This window comes from Sphingomonas sp., from assembly GCF_042095875.1.
Taxonomy (GTDB): Bacteria; Pseudomonadota; Alphaproteobacteria; order Sphingomonadales; family Sphingomonadaceae; genus Sphingomonas.
Map to the genome: position 1 here is coordinate 56,377 of NZ_JBELMJ010000001.1, position 17,642 is coordinate 74,018.

Annotated in this window: 24 protein-coding genes and 1 other RNA gene; 12 read left to right on the forward strand and 13 right to left on the reverse strand. The window is 69.6% G+C overall.

What is annotated here, in order from left to right; all coding sequences use genetic code 11:
• Nucleotides 1–124: 124 nt before the first annotated feature.
• From ACFDS6_RS00295 to ACFDS6_RS00310, 4 genes are all read right to left on the reverse strand, one after another.
• Nucleotides 125–1,360, reverse strand: a complete 1,236-nt coding sequence (locus ACFDS6_RS00295) for a flavin monoamine oxidase family protein (protein WP_375270111.1) — start codon at nucleotides 1,358–1,360, stop codon at nucleotides 125–127.
• The gene (locus tag ACFDS6_RS00300; RefSeq protein WP_375270112.1) at nucleotides 1,357–2,136 is read right to left on the reverse strand and encodes a hypothetical protein; all 780 of its coding nucleotides are present in this window, start codon (nucleotides 2,134–2,136) and stop codon (nucleotides 1,357–1,359) included. Before ACFDS6_RS00300 ends, ACFDS6_RS00295 begins: the two co-directional genes overlap by 4 nt.
• A 52-nt stretch (nucleotides 2,137–2,188) precedes the next feature.
• Nucleotides 2,189–3,091, reverse strand: coding sequence for an RNA polymerase sigma factor RpoH (gene rpoH, locus ACFDS6_RS00305; RefSeq protein WP_019516548.1), 903 nt, complete (start codon nucleotides 3,089–3,091; stop codon nucleotides 2,189–2,191).
• 75 nt (nucleotides 3,092–3,166) lie between these two features.
• Nucleotides 3,167–4,126, reverse strand: a complete 960-nt coding sequence (locus ACFDS6_RS00310; protein WP_375270113.1) for an RluA family pseudouridine synthase — start codon at nucleotides 4,124–4,126, stop codon at nucleotides 3,167–3,169.
• Nucleotides 4,127–4,144: 18 nt separating this feature from the next.
• Here ACFDS6_RS00310 and ACFDS6_RS00315 point away from each other — a divergent pair, with 18 nt between their 5' ends.
• The 12 genes from ACFDS6_RS00315 to ACFDS6_RS00370 all read left to right on the forward strand — a co-directional run bounded on the left by ACFDS6_RS00315 (nucleotide 4,145) and on the right by ACFDS6_RS00370 (nucleotide 14,119).
• A complete protein-coding gene (locus ACFDS6_RS00315) occupies nucleotides 4,145–4,546 on the forward strand; it encodes a M67 family metallopeptidase (RefSeq protein WP_375270238.1) in 402 nt (133 codons plus the stop codon).
• A gap of 80 nt (nucleotides 4,547–4,626) precedes the next feature.
• A complete protein-coding gene (locus ACFDS6_RS00320) occupies nucleotides 4,627–5,274 on the forward strand; it encodes a histidine phosphotransferase family protein (RefSeq protein WP_375270114.1) in 648 nt (215 codons plus the stop codon).
• 80 nt (nucleotides 5,275–5,354) lie between these two features.
• Nucleotides 5,355–7,625: a chemotaxis protein CheA gene (locus ACFDS6_RS00325; RefSeq protein WP_375270115.1), complete on the forward strand. Its 2,271-nt coding sequence runs from the start codon at nucleotides 5,355–5,357 to the stop codon at nucleotides 7,623–7,625.
• Nucleotides 7,622–8,050 (forward strand): chemotaxis protein CheW, encoded by a 429-nt coding sequence (locus ACFDS6_RS00330; protein WP_375270116.1) that lies wholly within the window; start codon nucleotides 7,622–7,624, stop codon nucleotides 8,048–8,050. The genes ACFDS6_RS00325 and ACFDS6_RS00330 overlap by 4 nt, the downstream gene beginning before the upstream one ends.
• Before the next feature lie 144 nt (nucleotides 8,051–8,194).
• A complete protein-coding gene (locus ACFDS6_RS00335) occupies nucleotides 8,195–8,560 on the forward strand; it encodes a response regulator (protein WP_375270117.1) in 366 nt (121 codons plus the stop codon).
• Nucleotides 8,561–8,587: 27 nt separating this feature from the next.
• A complete protein-coding gene (locus tag ACFDS6_RS00340; RefSeq protein WP_375270118.1) occupies nucleotides 8,588–9,673 on the forward strand; it encodes a chemotaxis protein CheB in 1,086 nt (361 codons plus the stop codon).
• The gene (locus tag ACFDS6_RS00345) at nucleotides 9,670–10,509 is read left to right on the forward strand and encodes a CheR family methyltransferase (RefSeq protein ID WP_375270119.1); all 840 of its coding nucleotides are present in this window, start codon (nucleotides 9,670–9,672) and stop codon (nucleotides 10,507–10,509) included. The genes ACFDS6_RS00340 and ACFDS6_RS00345 overlap by 4 nt, the downstream gene beginning before the upstream one ends.
• A gap of 155 nt (nucleotides 10,510–10,664) precedes the next feature.
• Complete coding sequence (locus tag ACFDS6_RS00350; RefSeq protein WP_375270239.1) at nucleotides 10,665–11,297, forward strand: N-acetylmuramoyl-L-alanine amidase; 633 nt, start codon at nucleotides 10,665–10,667, stop codon at nucleotides 11,295–11,297.
• A 12-nt stretch (nucleotides 11,298–11,309) separates the two neighbouring features.
• An RNA gene (gene rnpB, locus ACFDS6_RS00355) (RNase P RNA component class A) lies at nucleotides 11,310–11,685 on the forward strand.
• Between the two features lie 48 nt (nucleotides 11,686–11,733).
• Nucleotides 11,734–12,279, forward strand: coding sequence for a J domain-containing protein (locus ACFDS6_RS00360; protein ID WP_375270120.1), 546 nt, complete (start codon nucleotides 11,734–11,736; stop codon nucleotides 12,277–12,279).
• Nucleotides 12,280–12,289: 10 nt separating this feature from the next.
• Entirely contained in the window at nucleotides 12,290–12,595 is a 306-nt protein-coding gene (locus ACFDS6_RS00365; RefSeq protein WP_375270121.1) for a (2Fe-2S) ferredoxin domain-containing protein, read from the forward strand.
• Nucleotides 12,596–12,670: 75 nt separating this feature from the next.
• Nucleotides 12,671–14,119, forward strand: a complete 1,449-nt coding sequence (locus tag ACFDS6_RS00370) for a hypothetical protein (protein WP_375270122.1) — start codon at nucleotides 12,671–12,673, stop codon at nucleotides 14,117–14,119.
• A 206-nt stretch (nucleotides 14,120–14,325) separates the two neighbouring features.
• Here the strand turns inward: ACFDS6_RS00370 and ACFDS6_RS00375 are convergent, their stop codons facing one another.
• The 9 genes from ACFDS6_RS00375 to ACFDS6_RS00415 form a co-directional block, all read right to left on the reverse strand.
• A complete protein-coding gene (locus tag ACFDS6_RS00375; protein WP_375270123.1) occupies nucleotides 14,326–14,733 on the reverse strand; it encodes a SufE family protein in 408 nt (135 codons plus the stop codon).
• Between the two features lie 66 nt (nucleotides 14,734–14,799).
• A complete protein-coding gene (locus ACFDS6_RS00380; protein ID WP_375270124.1) occupies nucleotides 14,800–15,039 on the reverse strand; it encodes a hypothetical protein in 240 nt (79 codons plus the stop codon).
• Nucleotides 15,040–15,068: 29 nt separating this feature from the next.
• Entirely contained in the window at nucleotides 15,069–15,287 is a 219-nt protein-coding gene (locus tag ACFDS6_RS00385; protein WP_375270125.1) for a hypothetical protein, read from the reverse strand.
• Between the two features lie 49 nt (nucleotides 15,288–15,336).
• Nucleotides 15,337–15,627, reverse strand: coding sequence for a hypothetical protein (locus tag ACFDS6_RS00390; protein WP_375270126.1), 291 nt, complete (start codon nucleotides 15,625–15,627; stop codon nucleotides 15,337–15,339).
• A gap of 13 nt (nucleotides 15,628–15,640) precedes the next feature.
• Nucleotides 15,641–15,931: a hypothetical protein gene (locus tag ACFDS6_RS00395; RefSeq protein ID WP_375270127.1), complete on the reverse strand. Its 291-nt coding sequence runs from the start codon at nucleotides 15,929–15,931 to the stop codon at nucleotides 15,641–15,643.
• A gap of 29 nt (nucleotides 15,932–15,960) precedes the next feature.
• A complete protein-coding gene (gene pspC / locus ACFDS6_RS00400) occupies nucleotides 15,961–16,341 on the reverse strand; it encodes an envelope stress response membrane protein PspC (protein WP_375270128.1) in 381 nt (126 codons plus the stop codon).
• A complete protein-coding gene (pspB, locus tag ACFDS6_RS00405) occupies nucleotides 16,341–16,664 on the reverse strand; it encodes an envelope stress response membrane protein PspB (RefSeq protein ID WP_375270129.1) in 324 nt (107 codons plus the stop codon). The genes pspC and pspB overlap by 1 nt, the downstream gene beginning before the upstream one ends.
• A 1-nt stretch (nucleotide 16,665) precedes the next feature.
• Nucleotides 16,666–17,328, reverse strand: a complete 663-nt coding sequence (gene pspA / locus ACFDS6_RS00410; protein WP_375270130.1) for a phage shock protein PspA — start codon at nucleotides 17,326–17,328, stop codon at nucleotides 16,666–16,668.
• A gap of 79 nt (nucleotides 17,329–17,407) precedes the next feature.
• Nucleotides 17,408–17,536 (reverse strand): hypothetical protein, encoded by a 129-nt coding sequence (locus tag ACFDS6_RS00415; protein ID WP_375270131.1) that lies wholly within the window; start codon nucleotides 17,534–17,536, stop codon nucleotides 17,408–17,410.
• Nucleotides 17,537–17,642 lie beyond the last annotated feature (106 nt).

Below are 17,642 nucleotides of genomic sequence, written 5' to 3' on the forward strand. Positions count from 1 at the left end.
TTCTGAGCGACCGCCTAGCCGTCATCCCGGACTTGATCCGGGATCCCGCTGCCTTCTCCTGCCCTGTCCTAGAAGCGGGACCCCGGATCAAGTCCGTGGTGACGTGGCAGGGTAGTTGGTCGGATCAGGCCCGCGTCGCCGTGAGGCGGGCGAGCGCGCGGCGGGCGTCTTCGGCGGCGGCGAGGCCGGTGTCGCGCGCGCCGTGGGCGGTGGAGAAATCGTGCGGCGAGCACGCCTCTCCGGCGAAGAAGATGCGCTGCTCGACTGGGCGCGCGAGCACCTCGCGCTGGTCGGCGTGACCCACGCGCGCGTGCGAGTAGCTGCCCTCGATCCACGGTTCGTGGCGCCAGCGCGTCGCGGTGATCGGCGTCAGGCGGCGACGCCAATCGCTGCCGAGGAGCGCGACGATTTCGTCGATGGCGAAGGCGGCGGCGTCGCCCTGCTCGAGCTGCTCGGCGCAGTCGCCGCCGAAAAAGCTCTCGATCACCGGCCAGCCGAACGGCGACAGGCGGTGGCTGGCGGTGCAGGTGCGGCACGTGTTGCCGATCAGATGCGCGTCGTGCGGCCAATCGGGCGCGTCGACCGCGAGGAACGCCTTGTCGGCGATGCCGAGCGGGAGCGCGGCGGCGGCGGCGTGCTTGTCGGGCAGCGCCGGGGTGAAGCGCAGTCGCCCGTCGGCGAGCACGGGCGTGGGCACGGCAACGATCACAGCGCGCGCGGCGATCGTCCCGGCGGTGGTTTCGACGCGCAGGTCGCCACCGCTGTGATCGACGTGCGTGGCGGCGACACCGGTACGAACCGGCACGTCGCCGACGTGCTGGGCGACGAGCGTGCCGTAGCCCCGCCGCAGCGCCCAATTGTCCTCGGTCGCCGCGTCCTCGTAGGCGAGCCAATCGTGTAGCGAGACGTCGGACAGGTTGGCGCCGTTGGCGTAGCCGGAGATGGCGTCTAGCATCGGTCGCCAGCGATCGTCGGGCGCGACGAAGGCGGAGAGCGGTTGGTCCGGCCCGGACGCGGCGGCGCGGGCACGCGCCTCCCACGCGTCGCGCGCGCGCGCGAATGCGCGCTGGTCGTCGGGCGGAAAGCCGAGGTCGCGCCACTGCTCGCCCCATCTGGCGGTGTCGGTAGCGACCGTGAAGCCGGCGGCGCGCGCCACGTCAGTCCAGCCGTTGCGCCGCGCCGAGTGGAGCCAGCCGCAGCCGAGGTCGAGCGCCGCCTCGCCGTGATGGATCGTGCGCGCGCGCCCGCCGATCCGGTCGCGCGCGTCGATCAGCAGCGTGATGACGCCCGCGTCGTGGAGCGCCCGCGCGGCGGCGGTCCCGGCCGCGCCCGCGCCGATGACGAGGACGTCGGGGTTCACCGGAACGACGGCACCGGTTGGGGCCGATCGTCGGGCAGCAGCGAGACCTGCTTGCGCGCCGCCGCGTCGCGCGCCGCGACGTACTTGGCCGCGGTCATCGTCAGCGCGAGGAAGCCGACAACACCTGCGTCGAGCGCGAGCATGACCCACACCAGCGCGGGCGGGCGGCCGATCGCGCCGAGCCCGAGCGCGTAGTGGAGCGCCATCAACGGAATCACGCCCGCGAGCAGGTAGCCGACCGCGCGCCAGAAGCTGCCCGCCATCACCGCGCACGAGCGCACCGGCCCGAGGCTGACGTTGCCGAGCGGCCAGGCGACGAACCAGGCGGTCAGGTAGATGCCGAGCACCGATTGCGCGATTGCGAGCCCGATCGTGACGAACGACGCCGCGCCGTCAGCAAGCCCGAGCAGCGAACCGAGCGGCGGGCCGAACAGCATCGCGTATTGCACGCTGCCCGCCAGGACGAACTGCACCGCGAACAGCGCAATGGCGCGCGGGTCGAGCGCGAGCGTGCGGCGCAGGTCGCCGCCGAACGCGAGGAAGCGCGTGAACCAGTAGGAGGGCAGCAGCAGTGCGAGCGTTTTGGCGAAACCGAACGCCATGCGCGTCGGATCGTTCGCGACCGCGCGCGCCGCGTCACGGCTGAGGTACAGGCCCGACTGCACCTCGGCGACGTGCTGCGCGAACTCGACCAGCGCGGGTACCAGAAACAGGAGCGGCGCCACCCGGGCGAACCGGGCAGCGCCGCCGTACATCTGCTTGATCGATGGCCACATGGTACGTTCCCCCCTCGTCAGCGAGGAAGAAGACCGGGTGGCCGGCGATCCGTCAAGCGGTCAGCAGGCGCTTCTCGCCAGCGAGCCGCATCATCGCGCGCTGCAGCTTCTCGAACGCGCGGACCTCGATCTGCCGGACGCGCTCGCGGCTGACGCCGTAGACCTGGCTCAGCTCCTCCAGCGTCTTGGGATCGTCGGTCAGGCGACGCTCGGTCAGGATGTGCTTCTCGCGATCGTTCAAATCCTCCATCGCGTTGACCAGCATGTCGTGGCGGACGTCCGCCTCCTGCTGGTCGGCGACGACCTTGTCCTGCAAGGGCGCGTCGTCCTGCAGCCAGTCCTGCCACTGACCCTCGCCGTCCTCGCGCATCGAGACGTTGAGCGACGTGTCGCCGCCCATCGCCATGCGGCGGTTCATGCTGACGACGTCGGCCTCGGTCACGCCCAGATCGGTCGCGATCTTCTGCACGTTCTCAGGCGAGAGGTCGCCGTCCTCGAACGCGTCGAGCCGCGCCTTCATGCGGCGAAGGTTAAAGAAAAGCTTCTTCTGCGCGGCCGTAGTGCCCATCTTCACGAGGCTCCACGAGCGCAGGATGTACTCCTGGATCGAGGCGCGAATCCACCACATCGCGTAGGTGGCGAGGCGGAAGCCGCGGTCGGGCTCGAACTTCTTCACGCCCTGCATCAGGCCGATGTTGCCCTCCGATATCAGCTCGGAGGTCGGCAGGCCGTAGCCGCGGTAACCCATCGCGATCTTGGCGACCAGGCGCAGGTGGCTGGTGACGAGCTGCGCCGCCGCGTCGGTGTCGCCGTGTTCCTGAAATCGCTTCGCGAGCATGAACTCCTGCTCGGGCGCGAGGATCGGGAATTTCTTGATCTCGGACAGGTAGCGGTTGAGGCTCTGCTCGCCGCCGAGCGCCGGGATCGTAGCCGGGACGTTGCTGCCTTTTGCCATGATCGTTACGTCTCCCTTTCTGGCGGAGAACGCGCCTGCGCTGTCCCATTGCGGTGCAGCACGCGTGGTCCGAAGCTATACGTCAAGCCGCCTGAACAGTTCCTGCATGTCGGCGGGCATCGGGCTGTCAAACGCCACCGTGGCGGTTGAAATCGGGTGAACGAACCCCAGCCGGGTCGCGTGCAGTGCCTGTCGGCGGAATTTCAGGGTGTCCAAGACGCCCTTGTGAGCTTGTTTTGTTCTACCATAGACCGGGTCGCCGAGCAAGGAATGGCCGAGCGATGCCATGTGGACGCGCACCTGGTGGGTGCGCCCGGTTTCCAGCCGGCACTCGACCATTGCCGCCTCGCGCAGGTCGTGCAGCGTGCGGTAGTGGGTGACCGCGCGCTTCGCGCCCGAATAGGTGGGAGCGACGATCGCGACCTTCTTGCGGTTCTGCGGGCTGCGCGCGAGCGGGGCGTCGACGCTGCCCGCCGGCGGGATCGGACGCCCGGCGACGATCGCGTGGTAGCGACGGTCGATCGAATGCGCGGCGAACTGCTTCGCCAGCCCCTCGTGCGCGCGGTCGGTCTTGGCGGCCACCATCAGCCCCGACGTGTCCTTGTCGATGCGGTGGACGATGCCGGGCCGCGCGACGCCGCCGATGCCCGACAGGCTGCCGCCGCAGTGATGGAGCAACGCGTTGACGAGCGTGCCGTCGAGATTGCCCGCGGCGGGATGGACGACGAGGCCGGCGGGCTTGTCGATCACGATAAGATGCTCGTCCTCGAAGGCGACGACGAGCGGAATATCCTGCGCCTCGTTGTGCGCGGGCGCGGGCGCGGGGACCGCGACGCTGAACCGCTCGCCACCGCGCGACTTGCGTGCGGGGTCGCGCACCAGCGCATCGCCTTGCGACACCTGGCCGGCGTTGATCAGCACCTTCAGCCGCTCGCGCGACAGGGTCGGCACCGCGTCCGCCAGCGCACGGTCGAGCCGCCAGCCGTCAGCCGCGGATGCGATCGTCGCTTCGATGATGGAAACCCCCCGGTCCATGCGGCATCCTACATGGCGATGAGGGTGGAAATATCAATTACGGATCGGCAACGATTGCTCGATCACGCGGGCTCGTCGCGCGACGAGGTCTGTGGCTTGCTGCTGGGTGAAGGCGGGCGCGTCACGGCGGTGCGGGCGTGCGCGAACGTCAGCGATACGCCTGCGCGGCGCTTCGAGCTCGACCCCGCCGTGCTGATCGCGGCGTGGCGCGCGGCAAGGAGCGGTGGGCCGCGCGTGATCGGGCACTACCATTCGCACCCGACCGGCGACCCGCGGCCGTCCGTCACTGACGCGCGCGAGGCGGCGGCGGACGGCGCGATCTGGATCATCGTCGGCGGGGGCGAGATCGCGGCGTGGCGCGCGGTCGCGCACGGCAGGGTCCACGGTCGGTTCGAGCCGGTCGAGCTGGTGGTGGGTTGAGCGCCCGTTAACCCTGCTTGCGCAGCGCCAGCGCAGCGGCCACAACGCCGCCACCTGTTTTCCGCGTCCGAGGATCGTTCATGGCCATCAGTCCGGTCGATTTCGCCAGCCTGCTGTGTTCGCGACTGTGCCACGACCTGCTCTCGCCCGTAGGCGCGCTAAACAACGGGCTCGAGTTGCTGGCGGACGAGACCGATCCCGAGATGCGCGCGCGCTGCATGGAATTGCTGAGCGAGAGCGCGCGGGTGTCGGCGAACAAGCTGAAATTCTATCGCCTGGCGTTCGGCGCGGCGGGCGGCTTCGGCGAGCGCGTCGATGCGCGCGAGGCGCAAGGCGCGATCCAGGGACTGCTGGGCGACAACAAGCGGCTGACGCTCGACTGGGCGATGGAGCGAACCGAGCTGACCAAGTCGGCGATCAAGGTGCTGCTCAACCTGTCGATGATCGCGGGCGACGCGCTGGTGCGCGGCGGGCGGTTGACGATCGGGGCGGAGGACAATGATGGGCTGACCGAGATCGTGCTGCACGCCGAGGGGCCGCGCGTCGTGCTCGATCCGGAACTGCGCGCGACGTTGGTCGATGGGGCGCCGGAGGACGCGATCACGCCGCGCGCGGCGGCGGCCTATCTGATCCACGCGATCGCGACGGACGCGGGCGGATCGGTGGTGGTGAGCGAGGGCGTGGACGGGTCGATCCTGTTCGGCGCGACGTTGCCGTCGTCCCGCTGAAGCGGCGGATCGAGGACGGGCGCTCCTAAGCGAGCCTTAACCTAATCGTGCCATCCCGGTGCCGAGGAAACCGGGGCTCCATGGACGATCTGCTGCAGGAATTCATCGCCGAGACGCGCGAAACGCTGGACGCGATTTCGGGCGAGATCGTCGGGTGGGAGCGCAACCCGACCGATCGCGCGCGCCTGGACGCGATCTTCCGGTTCATCCACACGATCAAGGGAAGCTGCGGCTTCCTCGACCTGCCGCGGCTGGCGCGGTTGAGCCACGCGGCGGAGGACGTGCTGTCGGCAGTGCGCGAGGGCGAGCGGGCGGCGGACCCGGCGACCGTGTCGGGAATCCTCGCCATCATCGACCGAATAGGAGAGATCGTCGAGGCGATCGACTCGGGTGAACCGATCGACGACGGCGACGAGGCGGCGCTGCTCGCGCTGATCGACGGCAGCGGTGGCACGGCGCCGAATCCCGCGGCGATGCCCGTTGCCACGACCATGCCGCGCGCACCCACGCGCAGCGTGCGATTGTCGGTCGACCTGCTCGACCGCATGATGAGCGGCGTGTCGGACATGGTGCTGGCGCGCAACCAAGTAGCGCGGCAGTTGCGCGACACCGGCGACCCGCGGCTGGAGGCGACGCTGGAGCGGCTGTCGCTGACCGTCGCGGAACTGCGCGACACGGTGACGCGGACGCGGATGCAGCGGATCGATGGGCTGTTCCAGGCGCTGCCGCGGATGGTGCGCGACACCGCGGCGGCGGTCGGCAAGTCGGTGTCGCTGGTGGTCGAAGGCGGCGACGTCGAACTCGACCGTGAGATGATCGAGATGCTGCGCGATCCGCTGGCGCACATGGTGCGCAACGCGATCGACCACGGGATCGAGGCACGCGCGGATCGCGTGTTCGCGGGCAAGCCGGCGACCGGCAGTTTGCGGATCGCGGCGCGGCAGGCGGGCAATCTGATCGTGATCGAGATCGCCGACGACGGGCAGGGGATCGACGCCGAGCGGCTGGTCGCCAAGGCGGTGCGCGCGCGGCCCAACCGGGCCGCGGAGATCGCCGCGTGGAGCGAGGCGCGCAAGCTCGACCTGATCTTCGAGCCCGGCTTGTCGATCCGCGAGGAAGCGACCGACATCTCTGGGCGCGGGGTCGGCATGGACGTGGTCAAGGCCAACGTCGAGCAGATCGGCGGCCGCATCGGTCTGCGCAACGAGCGCGGCCGCGGGCTGACCGTGACGGTTGAGGTGCCGCTGACGCTCGCGATCCTGAACGCGGTGATCGTGGAAGCGGCGGGCACGCGCTTCGCGATCGCACGGCAGGCGGTGGAGGAGATCGTCGCGGTCGACACCAACACGGTCGGCGGCGCGCTGAGGATCGATCGGCTGGGCGGCAGCGCGATGGCGGCGGTGCGCGGGCGGCGCATGCCGATGATCGACCTTCCCGCGCTGCTGTCGCTCGACACGCCGGAGACGGTCGCGATGGTCGCGATCCTGAACGTGCGCGAGGGGTCGTTCGCGTTGGGGATCAGCGGTGTGGTGGAAACGCAGGAGCTGGTGGTGAAGCCCGCCGCGCCCGCGGTGATGTCGGCCGGCATCTACGCCGGGCAGATGCTGCCGGACGACGGCGTGCCGATCCTGCTGCTCGACGTCGCGGGCATCGCGGCGCGCGCGGGGCTGCGGTTCGAGCGGCGCGAGACGGCGGTGGAGGCGGAGGCCGCGGTCGAGGCGCCGCGCGCGCTGCTGTTCCGCGACGCCGACGGGCAGCGTCGGATGATCGCGGCGGAAGCGGTGAGCCGCATCGAGCAGGTGCCGGAGGGTGCGGTGTCGCTCGCGGCCGGTCGCTGGTGGGTGACGCGCGAGGGTGCGGCGGTGCCGTTGTGGACCGGTCGGGCGAGCGACCCGGCACGCGTCGCGACGATGCTGCGGCTGCAACTCGACGAGCGCGAGATCGGCTATCCGGTCGGCGAGGCGATCGAGATCGTCGACCTGCCGGCCGAGATGATGGACGGGCCGGACGGTGCGCTGGTCGCGATGTTGAACGACGAGCCAATCGAGCTGGTCGATCCGCTGTCCCTGTTCGACGCGGTCCAGCTGCCGAGCAGGCGTCCGTTGTGCCTGCTGCACGGCAGCGAGAGCGGGTGGATGGACGCGTTCCTGCGCCCGACAATCGAGGCGGCGGGTTACGAGGTAGTGCGCCACGCGACGCCCGGCACGCCGGTCGCCGTCGCGCTGGCGATGGAGGAGGAAGCGGGCGGTGCACCCGGGCGCGTCATCGCGCTCAGCCGGCGGGCGGACGCGGGATTGTACCGCGGTGACCGCGCCGCGCTGGTCGCCGCGTTGCAGGAGGTTCGGGCATGAGCGCGGGGTTGCAGCTGGTCGCGCATGTCGCCGGGCGCGGGCTGTTGTTCGACGCGACGCGCGTCGATTCGGTCGTCGACCTGCCTCCGGTGGTACCGACGCCGGGTGCGTCGCGCGCGATCCGTGGGCTGGCGGCGCTGCGCAGTCGCGTGGCCACGGTCATCGACACGCACCGCGTCCTGGGGCTGACGCGCGACGGCAGCGGCGGGGGCGGCACGCGCGCGGTGGTCACGATGATCGATGGGCACCTGTACGCGATCGCGGTCGACACACTCGAGGACGTCGCCGAACTGCCGATCGAACCGCCACCCGCGGGCATGTCGCTGGAGGGCGGGTGGTCGGCGGTGTGCGGCATCGCCGACGGCGAGGAGGAGACGCTGATGATGCTCGACCTCGACCGGCTGGTCGCACTCGCCGGTGCGTAGCGGTTTGACATGCGACGCGGGGGTCGGCGGCGTTGGCTCACCCGCGGTTGTACGAGCGCAGGCGCGGTCCGACGCGGCCATTAACGCGACACTTACTGCTGCGCTGCCATGAATGTTCACCCAAGATGCGAGTCGAGTACCAGCATGAAAACCTGCCTGATCGTCGATGATTCCAAGGTCATCCGCAAGGTTGCGCGCCATATCCTGGAAACGCTGAACTTCGCGGTCGTCGAGGCGGCGGACGGGCGCGAGGCATTGTCGCAGTGCCACGCGAACAACCCCGACGTGGTGTTGCTCGACTGGAACATGCCGGTGATGAGCGGCATGGAGTTTCTGCGGGCGCTGGGCGACGAGACGCTGCCCAAACGGCCCAAGGTGGTGTTCTGCACCACGGAGAACGGCATGGCGCACATCCGTGCCGCGATCGAGGCGGGGGCGGACGAATATGTCATGAAGCCGTTCGATCGCGAGACGCTGGAAAGCAAGCTGCAGATCGTCGGCGTCGCGTAACGGCACGCGGACGGGCCGGAACGAGCCATGGCGCTGGTGCGCTCACTCGCACGGCCGGCGGCCGATCGCGCGGTGCCGCGCGTGCTGCCCCGGGCTTTGCCACGCGTCCTGATCGTCGACGATTCGGCGGTGGCGCGCGCGGTGCTGGCGCGGGTGGTCGTCGACAGCGGGCGCTACAGCCTGGTCGCGACCTGCGCCACCGCGGCGCAGGCGCAGGCGCTGTTGCGGCAAACGGGCGCCGACCTGATCCTGCTCGACATCGACATGCCGGGCACGAGCGGGCTCGCGGCGATGGGCGACCTGCTGCGCGACGGCGGCGATGCCAAGATACTGATCGTGTCGGGCTCCGCGGAAGAGGGCGGCGCGCACGCGGTCGAGGCGATGGCGCTGGGCGCTGCCGATACGTTGGTCAAACCATCGGCCACGACGGTCGGTGCGCGGTTCGGCGACGTCCTGCTCGCCAAGCTCGACGCGTTGTCGGCGAGCTACGCCGACGTGAACGAGGGCGTGCGCGAGGCGGCGGTGCCCGCCTTTCCGTTCGACGTGGTCGCGATCGGCGCGTCCACCGGCGGCATCCACGCGCTGACCGCGGTGCTGCGTGCGGTGCCGGCGTCGATGCAGCGTCCGATCGTGGTGACGCAGCATCTGCCCGCCAGCTTCTCCAGCTTCTTCGCCGCGCAGCTGTCGAGCGTGTCGGGACGACCGTGCGTGGTGGCGGACGACCGGATGCGGCTGCTGCCGGGGCAGATCGCGGTCGCGCCGGGCGACGCGCACGTCGTGGCGGTGTCGCTGGGTGACGGCAGCGCCGCGCTGCGACTATCGCGCGAGGCGGCGGCGACGGGCAATCTGCCGGCGGTGGACCCGATGCTGTCGACGCTGGCAAAGGTCTATCGCGAGCGGTTGCTGGCGGTCGTGCTGAGCGGCATGGGGCGCGACGGACTGGAAGGCGCGCGGGACGTGCGCGCGGCGGGCGGAATCGTACTGGCGCAGGACCGCGCTTCCTCGGTCGTGTGGGGCATGCCCGGCGCGGTGGTGGAGGCCGGATTGGCGCACGCGATCATGACGCCGGCGCAGATCGCGGGCTTCATCGCCGCGAACGGAGGCGGGCGATGAGCGCGACGCGAACGCAGCCGCCGAGCGCGGGCGCGACCATGGTATTCTCCGCGTTGCTGGAAGCGCGCACCGGGCAGCAGCTCGCCGCCAACCGCACGTGGCGGCTGGACACCGCGTTGCAGCCGCTGCTGCTCGAGCTCGACCTGCCGTGCGCGGACGCGCTGGTGGCGAAGTTGCTCGACGGGCACGATCCGCGGATCGGCGACCGGATCGTCGACGTGCTGCTCAACCAGGAAACCTCCTTCTTCCGCGACGCCGGGGTGATCGAGGGCGCGGTGCAGGCGGTGCGCGGCGCGGTTCCCGCGGCGGCGCGCCCGCGCATCTGGTCCGCGGCGTGCGCGACCGGGCAGGAGCCCTTGTCGCTGGCGATGCTGTTCGCCGAGGATGGCGGCCCCGCGCCCGACATCCTCGCCACCGACGTGTCCGCGAGCGCGATGGCGCGCGCACGGACGGGCAGCTACTCGCAGTTCGAGATCCAGCGCGGCCTGCCGATCCGGCGGTTGATGCAGTGGTTCGAGAGCGACGGTTCCCACTGGTTCGCGAGCAAGGCGCTGCTGTCGAGCATCAGCTATCGCCGGCACAATCTCGCGACCGACCCGGTGCCGGGTCGGTTCGACCTGATCCTGTGCCGCAACGTGCTGTTCTACCTGTCCGCACCGGCGCGCCAGACGGTGCTGGAACGATTGGCGCAGGCGCTGAAGCCGGGCGGGCTGCTGCTGCTGGGGGCGGGCGAGACGGTGATCGGGCAGAGCGAGCTGCTGCGCCCGAGCGTGACCCACCGCGGCTTCTACGAGCGGGTCGAGATCGACGTTGCGCCCCGCGTGCAGCGCGGGTGAGCCGCGCTTCCCACGGCACCGGCGGCTCATTATAGCCCCGCGTCGCAGCGACGACGGGGTGGTAATGTGGTCAAGGGCGCGATGATGCAGGTGCGCGGGTGAGGGTAATCGAGGCGCCATCGCCCAACTTCAACGAGCGCGCGCTGCCGATCACGATGCTGGTGCTCCATTACACCGGGATGGAGAGCGCGGAGGCGGCGATCGCTCGGTTGCAGGACCCGGCGGCCGAGGTGTCGTGCCATTATCTGGTGCACGAGGACGGCCGGGTGCTGCGGATGGTGGCGGACGAGCATCGCGCGTGGCACGCGGGCAAGTCGCACTGGCGCGACATCGAGGACGTGAACTCCGCCTCGATCGGGATCGAGATCGTCAATCCGGGGCACGAATGGGGCTATCGCGCCTTTCCCGAGGCGCAGGTCGACGCGGTGGTGCGGCTGGTCGCGCACCTGAAGGACAAGTACGAGATCACGCGCGGCAACGTCGTCGGCCATTCCGATATCGCGCCGGCGCGCAAGCGCGATCCGGGCGAGCTGTTCCCGTGGCACCGGCTGGCGCGTCTGCGGCTCGCCCTGCCACGGCCGACCAAGCGGCTGGCCGATCCGTTCTGGAGCGAGGCGGGCTTCTGCCTGGCGCTGGAGCGGTTCGGCTACGACGTGTCGGACCGGATGGCGGCGATCATGGCGTTCCAGCGGCGTTTCCGCCCCGAGCTGATCGACGGCGAGATCGATGCCGAGTGCCGGATGATCCTCCTCGCGTTGCTGCTTCCCAAACCGCAGGGCGACGACTAGAGGCTCGTCGCGTCAGAGGGTCGGGCGGCCGCGTCGCGCGAGCGTCGAGGAAAGTCCGGGCTCCGCGGAACAACGGTGGCGGGTAACGCCCGCCGGGGGCGACCCCAGGGAAAGTGCCACAGAGAGCAGACGGCCGAGCCTAGGCTCGGTCACGGTGAAAGGGTGCGGCAAGAGCGCACCGCGCGCCTGGCAACAGGGGCGGCACGGCAAACCCCACCGGGAGCAAGATCGAATAGGGGCGGCGCGCAGGCGTGCCTGCAGGGTGTGTTCCCACCCGCTGCCCGGGTTGATTGCTGGAGCCCGCGCGCGAGCGCGGGCCGAGAGGAATGGTCGCCTATCCTTGCCACGGCGAGGTGGACAGAACCCGGCTTACAGACCCTCTGACATTCACCTTCGCGGTTGCTCTGCGCCGCGCGGAGCCTATCTCGGACCCTTCATGGCGCGTCACACCACACGATCGAACGACTGGGGCTTTCCACGCTGGCGCGGCTACGGCAGCGGGCGCGAGGCGCAGACCGTTCGGCTGTGCGACCGCCACGGCTGCGAGGAGCCGGGCAATTGCCCCGCGCCCAAGAGCCCGAACAGTCCCGAACGCTGGTATTTTTGCCAGACGCACGCGGGCGAGTATAACCGGGGCTGGAATTATTTCGAGGGGTTGTCGGCGGAGGAAGCCGCGGCGCGCGAGGCGGACGAGCGGCGCGACGCAGGCGGTTTCGCGCAGTCGAAGCACCAGGCATGGGCGGGCCCGGGCGACGGCACGCGCTCGCGCGACGAGATGCGCGCGCTCGACGTGCTGGAGCTGGAGGTCGACGCGTCGTTCGACGAGGTGAAGCTCGCGTGGCGGCGGCTGGCGAAGTCGAACCACCCGGATGTGCGCCCGAACGATCCCGAGGCGGCCAAGCGGTTCCAGGCGATCCAGGCGGCGTACGACGTGCTGCGCAGCGCCGAGGACGCGCGGACGTGGAAGCCGACCGGGGCATGAGCACGGTGGCATGAAGGATCACATACGGGCGCGCTGGTCGGGCGCGGTGCTGGTGTGCGGCAAATGCTCCAGGAAGCTGGACGGCGGGTTCGGCGAGAAGGGGCGCACGTCGCTGGCCAAGGCGCTGAAGCACGAGTCGGGGTTCGGCAAGGAGCGCAAGGCGAGCGTCGGCGTGATCGAGACCAAGTGCCTGGGTATCTGCCCCAAGCGCGCGGTGATGGTGGTCGACACGCGCGTGCCCGATCGCTGGCGGATCGTCGCGGAGGGCGCGGACGTGTCGCGGCTGGCCGACGATCTGCGCGCCGACCCGGACTGATTCCTCTCGCCTGTCGCTCCCGATTGTTGCCGCGGCCGCGCGGCGGCGACATGGTGGCGCGGGGTGGAGAGCGACATGCGTGAGCGATGGCTGTTGGCAGCGGCGATGATGACGGCGGTGGCGGCGGCCGATGCGCCGCGCGACTGGTCGGCGACGCTCCGCCGCGACGCGCAGGCGTTCCACGATCAGGTCGCCGAGGATCACCCCGGACCCTATAATCGGCTCGACCCGGCGTTCGCGCGGCGCAACGACGCGGGACTGGCGCTGGCAATGCGGCGCGCCGAGCGGGTGCGCGACTATCCGGGTTACCTGTGGGCGATGCGCGGCTACGTCGCGGGTTTCGACGACGGGCACGTCGCGCTGGACGTGCAGAAGCCCGCGCCGGTGGCGCTGGAGTGGCCCGGGTTCCTGACCGGCTACGATGGGGCGGGGCGGCAGGTCGTACGAACGGTCGCGGACGGCGTCGCGCTGCCGATCGGCGCGGTGCTAGAGGCGTGCGACGGCGTGAGCGCGGATCGGCTGAGCGCGCGCAACGTCGGAGCGTTCCGCGGGCGGTGGCAGCTTTCCAGCCAGCGCGCGACGCAGGGTGGGCGCCTGTTCGTCGACGCGCGCAATCCGTTCATCGCGCGGCCGACGCGCTGCAACTTTCGCATCGAGAGCAAGCGGCAGGACGTGACGCTCGCGTGGCGTCCGCTGTCGGACGCCGAGTTCGACACGCGCTTCGCCGCGACCGCGCCGCGCGCGCGGCCCGCGATCGGCCCGCGCGTGCTGGCGGACGGAACGCGCTGGTACGCGATGAGCAGCTTCAACGGCGATCCCGAGGGCGCCGCTGCCAAGGCGCTGCGCCCGATGATCGCCGCCATGACGCGCGATCGCGCCGAAGTGGTGGCGGCGCCGCGGATCGTGCTCGACCTGCGCGGCAACGGCGGCGGGTCGTCCGAGTGGTCGCAGCAGATCGCGCGCGTGATCTGGGGCCGCGCCGCGGTCGACCGCGCGCAGGTCAGTTCGGAAGCGGTCGAGTGGCGGGCGTCGGCGGGCAATCTCGCGACGCTTCAGGGCTATAAGACCGCCTGGGAGGCGTCGCCGGACGGCTCGCCGGAGGCGATCGCCTGGGCGGGGAAGATCGCGGACGGGATCGCCGGTGCGCGTGCGCGCGGCGAGCCGCTGTGGCGTGACGCGAGCGACGCGGTCGAGCCTTCGAGGGTCAACGAACCAGCCGTCACGCCGCCCCCGGCGGGCGTGTTCGTGCTGACCGACTGGGGATGCGGATCGGCGTGTCTCGACGCGGTCGACTTGTGGACGGCGCTGGGCGCGGTGCAGGTCGGACAGGATACCTCGGCCGACACGCTCTACATGGACGTGCGCGAGAAGATGCTGCCGAGCGGCATCGCGCAGGCGGTGATCCCGATGAAGGTCTATCGCGGGCGCAAGCGCGGCGCGAACGAGCCGGCGGTGCCGCGCTACCGCTACACCGGCGACATGCGCGACGACGCGGCGCTAGCGCGGTGGGTGGCGACGCTGTGAGGTGGCGGCGTCGGGGGAGCGGGTGATCCAGCGGTTAGGTTCGGTTACCTCTCCCGTCGCCGGCAAGCTGATTGGGTGTCGCGATCCTTGAATGGCGTGGGAGAAGGTAGCGGGATCCCGGATCAAGTCCGGAATGACGGAACTGGATCGCGGGCGAAGTCAGTTTACTGCGCGCGTGAAGGTTATTTGCACGTCCAACATTACTGCTACGCGTAGCGCGCGGCGGTCTCGCGGATCAGCGCGATCATGTTGGGGATGCCCTGCGTCCGGTTGGAGCTGAGCTGCGCCTTGAGGTTGAAGGGAGCCAGTTCGGCGTCGACGTCGGTCGCGAGGATGTCGGCGGGTGCGCGGTCCTGCACGGTCAGGAGGACCAGCGCGATGATCCCCTTGGTGATCGCGGCGTTGCTGTCGGCGAGGAAGTGCAGCGTGCCGTCGTCCTGCACGGTCGGGTAGACCCAGACCGAGGCGGAGCAGCCGCGTACCAGCGTCGCCTCGGTCTTGAGCGCGGCGGGCATCTCCTCGAGTTCGCGGCCCAGGTCGACCAGCAGGCGGTAGCGATCGTCGCCCTCGAGGAACTCGTATTCGTCGCGAATGTCTGAGAGTGCTGCGGTCATGCCGGTCGCGCTATCGCCTGCGCGGCGCGGCGGCAACCGTCGCCGGCAGCGGCGCCGCGACGCGGGTCACAGGTCGACGCCCGCCGCGATCGCCTCGAGCTTGCGGATGCGCTCGCGCAGGTCGGCGATCTCGATCCGCGATCCCGCACTCGGCCCCGTCGGAGCGGCGACGAATTGGTCCTGCGCCATCTGCTGGTGCTTGAGCCGGAGCCAGTCGCGCCAGCCGTTCAGCGCGGCGAAGGTGAGCATGGCGACGCCGGCGAGCGTCGCGGCGGCGATGGTGAGGTAGAAGGTGGGGTCGGACATGGTTGCCGGTTCCTTGTCGTTCGTGCGGGTCAGCGGTCGCGCAGGCGCGCGATCTCACGGTCGAGGTCGAGGCTGTTGTGGTTCTCGGTGATCACGCGTTCGAGCACCTGCACGCGCTCCTTGAGCTGGCGAATTTCCTCCTGCGCGTGGGTGACCTCGAGCGGGGCGGGCTGAGCGCCGAGCGTGTGGTGGTTACGGTGGCGGGCGGTCTTCGCGATCGCCGTGATCAGCACGATCATCACCACCATGAAGGCTATGGACCAGGGCATCGTCGTTCTTTCCGAAAGAAGGTGGGGGTCAGTTGAGTGCGGGCGGGGCAGGGGGCGTGCGCAGTTGCTCGATCTCGCGGGAGAGGTCGCTGCCGCTATCGGTCGCGATCCGTTCCAGGACGCGGACCCGCGCCTCCAGCCGCTCGGTCTGCGCGGCATATTGCGCCGCCTTCTCCGCGGTCTGCGCGTTGAGCGCGGCGCCCATCACTTCCTTGTGCTCGAGCCAGCGCTTGAACATCTCGCTGCCGATGCCGAGCACCACCACCGCGAATACGGCCATCCCCAACAGGAACAGGGGTGCGATCATGTCGTGATTCATCGCGCCGGCTCCTTCAGCGATCGCGCAGCGCGTCGATCTCGCGCGCGGTGCGGTTGGCGGGGTCGGTCGCGATGCGTTCCAGCACCGCGATCCGCTCTTCCAGGCGGCTGACCTTGCCGGTCAGCTTCTCGTTCTCCTGCCCCAGCAGCGCCAGATGGCGGGTGGCGTTCGCTTCGCCCTTGTCGATGTTGCGACCCCAGTCGTCGCTGATCGAGTAGCCGTGCTTGGCGCGTATCCAGTTGTTGACGATCCAGGCAATCATCGAGATGGCGATGATCGACAGGACGAACCAGGGACCGTGCATCGTTCTTCTCCCCTTCTTCTCGCGGCGCCTCAGCGCAGGCTGTCGATCTCGTTGGCGAGCGCGCTGTTGCGGCTGGTGTAGTGAAGCTCGATGTCGGCAAGCCGGCGATCGAGTTCGCGGAACTTGGAGCGGACCTCGGCGGTGGAGCGCGTCGGGTTGCTGCGCACGCCCTGCCAGAACTTCTGGTCGGCGCGGTCCTGGTAGAGGTTGACCGGCTTGGGCTCCGCCATCCAGGCGACGAGCGCGTAGGCGATCAGCGTCCACGGGAAGCCGCCGGCGAGGGTCAGCAGGATCATCGCGATGCGAACCCAAATCACTTCGATCCCGGTGTAGTCGGCGATGCCCGAGCACACGCCCTTCCACTTGGCATCCTGCTTATCGAGGTAGAATTTGGTGCGGCTGTCGGACATCAGTTCCTCCGTTCGAACGAGGGACGCTGTTGACGGCTGGGGTCGAAGCGGGTGTCGCCGCCTTCGAGCCGGTAATCGGGCTGGCCGCGGTAATCGGCCATGCCGGGGCGAAAGTCGGGATTGTCGGCGGCGATGATGCGCTCGACGGTGTTGACGCGTTCCTCCAACCGGCGCGCGAGATTGTACATCTCGTCGAGCAACCGCTCGTCCTCGTTGGTCATGCGCGGCGCGGTCTTCCAACGCGTCACGTAGTGGAAGATCAGCCACGGCAGACCGATGAAGATCGACACAATCGCGATCAACGGAACGAAAACATCTTCCATGTCAGCGGTCCTTGTTCATGCGCGCCTTGAGCGCGGCGAGCTCGGCGTCGATCTTGTCGCTCGAGCGCAGGTCGTTGAATTCGTCCTCGAGCGTCCGGGGGGTGAGCCCCATCGCTTCAGCGCGGCCCTCTGCCTCGTCGGCACGGCGCTCCAGCAGCTCGAAGCGGCTGAACGCCTCGTGCGTCTTGGGACCGTTCCACAGCTCGCGCAGGCGCGCCTTGGTGTTGGCGCTCTCCAGCCGTGTCGCGATCGCGTTCTGCTTGGTACGCGCCTCGCGCAGCTTCGACTGGAGCTTGGCGATGTCTTCCTCGCTGGCGCGCAGCGTGTCGTCGAGCAGCTTGACCTCATCGCGCAGTTGCTGCGCCATGTCGCCCGCCTTGCGGCGCTCGACCAGCGCGGCCTTCGCCAAGTCCTCGCGTTCCTTGCTCAGCGCCAGCTCGGCCTTCTCGGTCCAGCTTTCTTCAAGTTCGGACAGGCGCTCGATGTGGCGGCGCATCTCCTTGCTGTCGGCGATGGTCCGGGCGGCGGAGGCGCGGACCTCGACCAACGTGTCCTCCATTTCCGAGATGATCATCCGGATCATCTTCGCCGGGTCGTCCGCTTTCTCGAGCAGCTCGGCCATGTTGGCGGCGACGATGTCGCGGGTTCGGGAGAAAATGCCCATCTAATTTGGACTCCTGGTGATACGCGCTTCTTACTCGCTTCGTTCGGCCGCGAAAACGGGCGACCGGCGAAGCGTAGCGTCAGGCGACGCGTGAGATGTGGGTGTCGTGCCCGACCGCGGTGGCGGGGCCGACCGCGCCGAAGATCATGGTGGCGCTGACGACGATGGTGCAGGCAATCGCGGCGAGCTTGCTGGTGATGGTGGTCATTGGTGTTACTCCCTGTGTGCGTTGTTGCCTCATGCTTTGCAGGGAGCGTGCCAAGTTACAAAGCGCAATGTTGACAAGGGGTTGGCCGAAATTCGCGCTTTTGTGA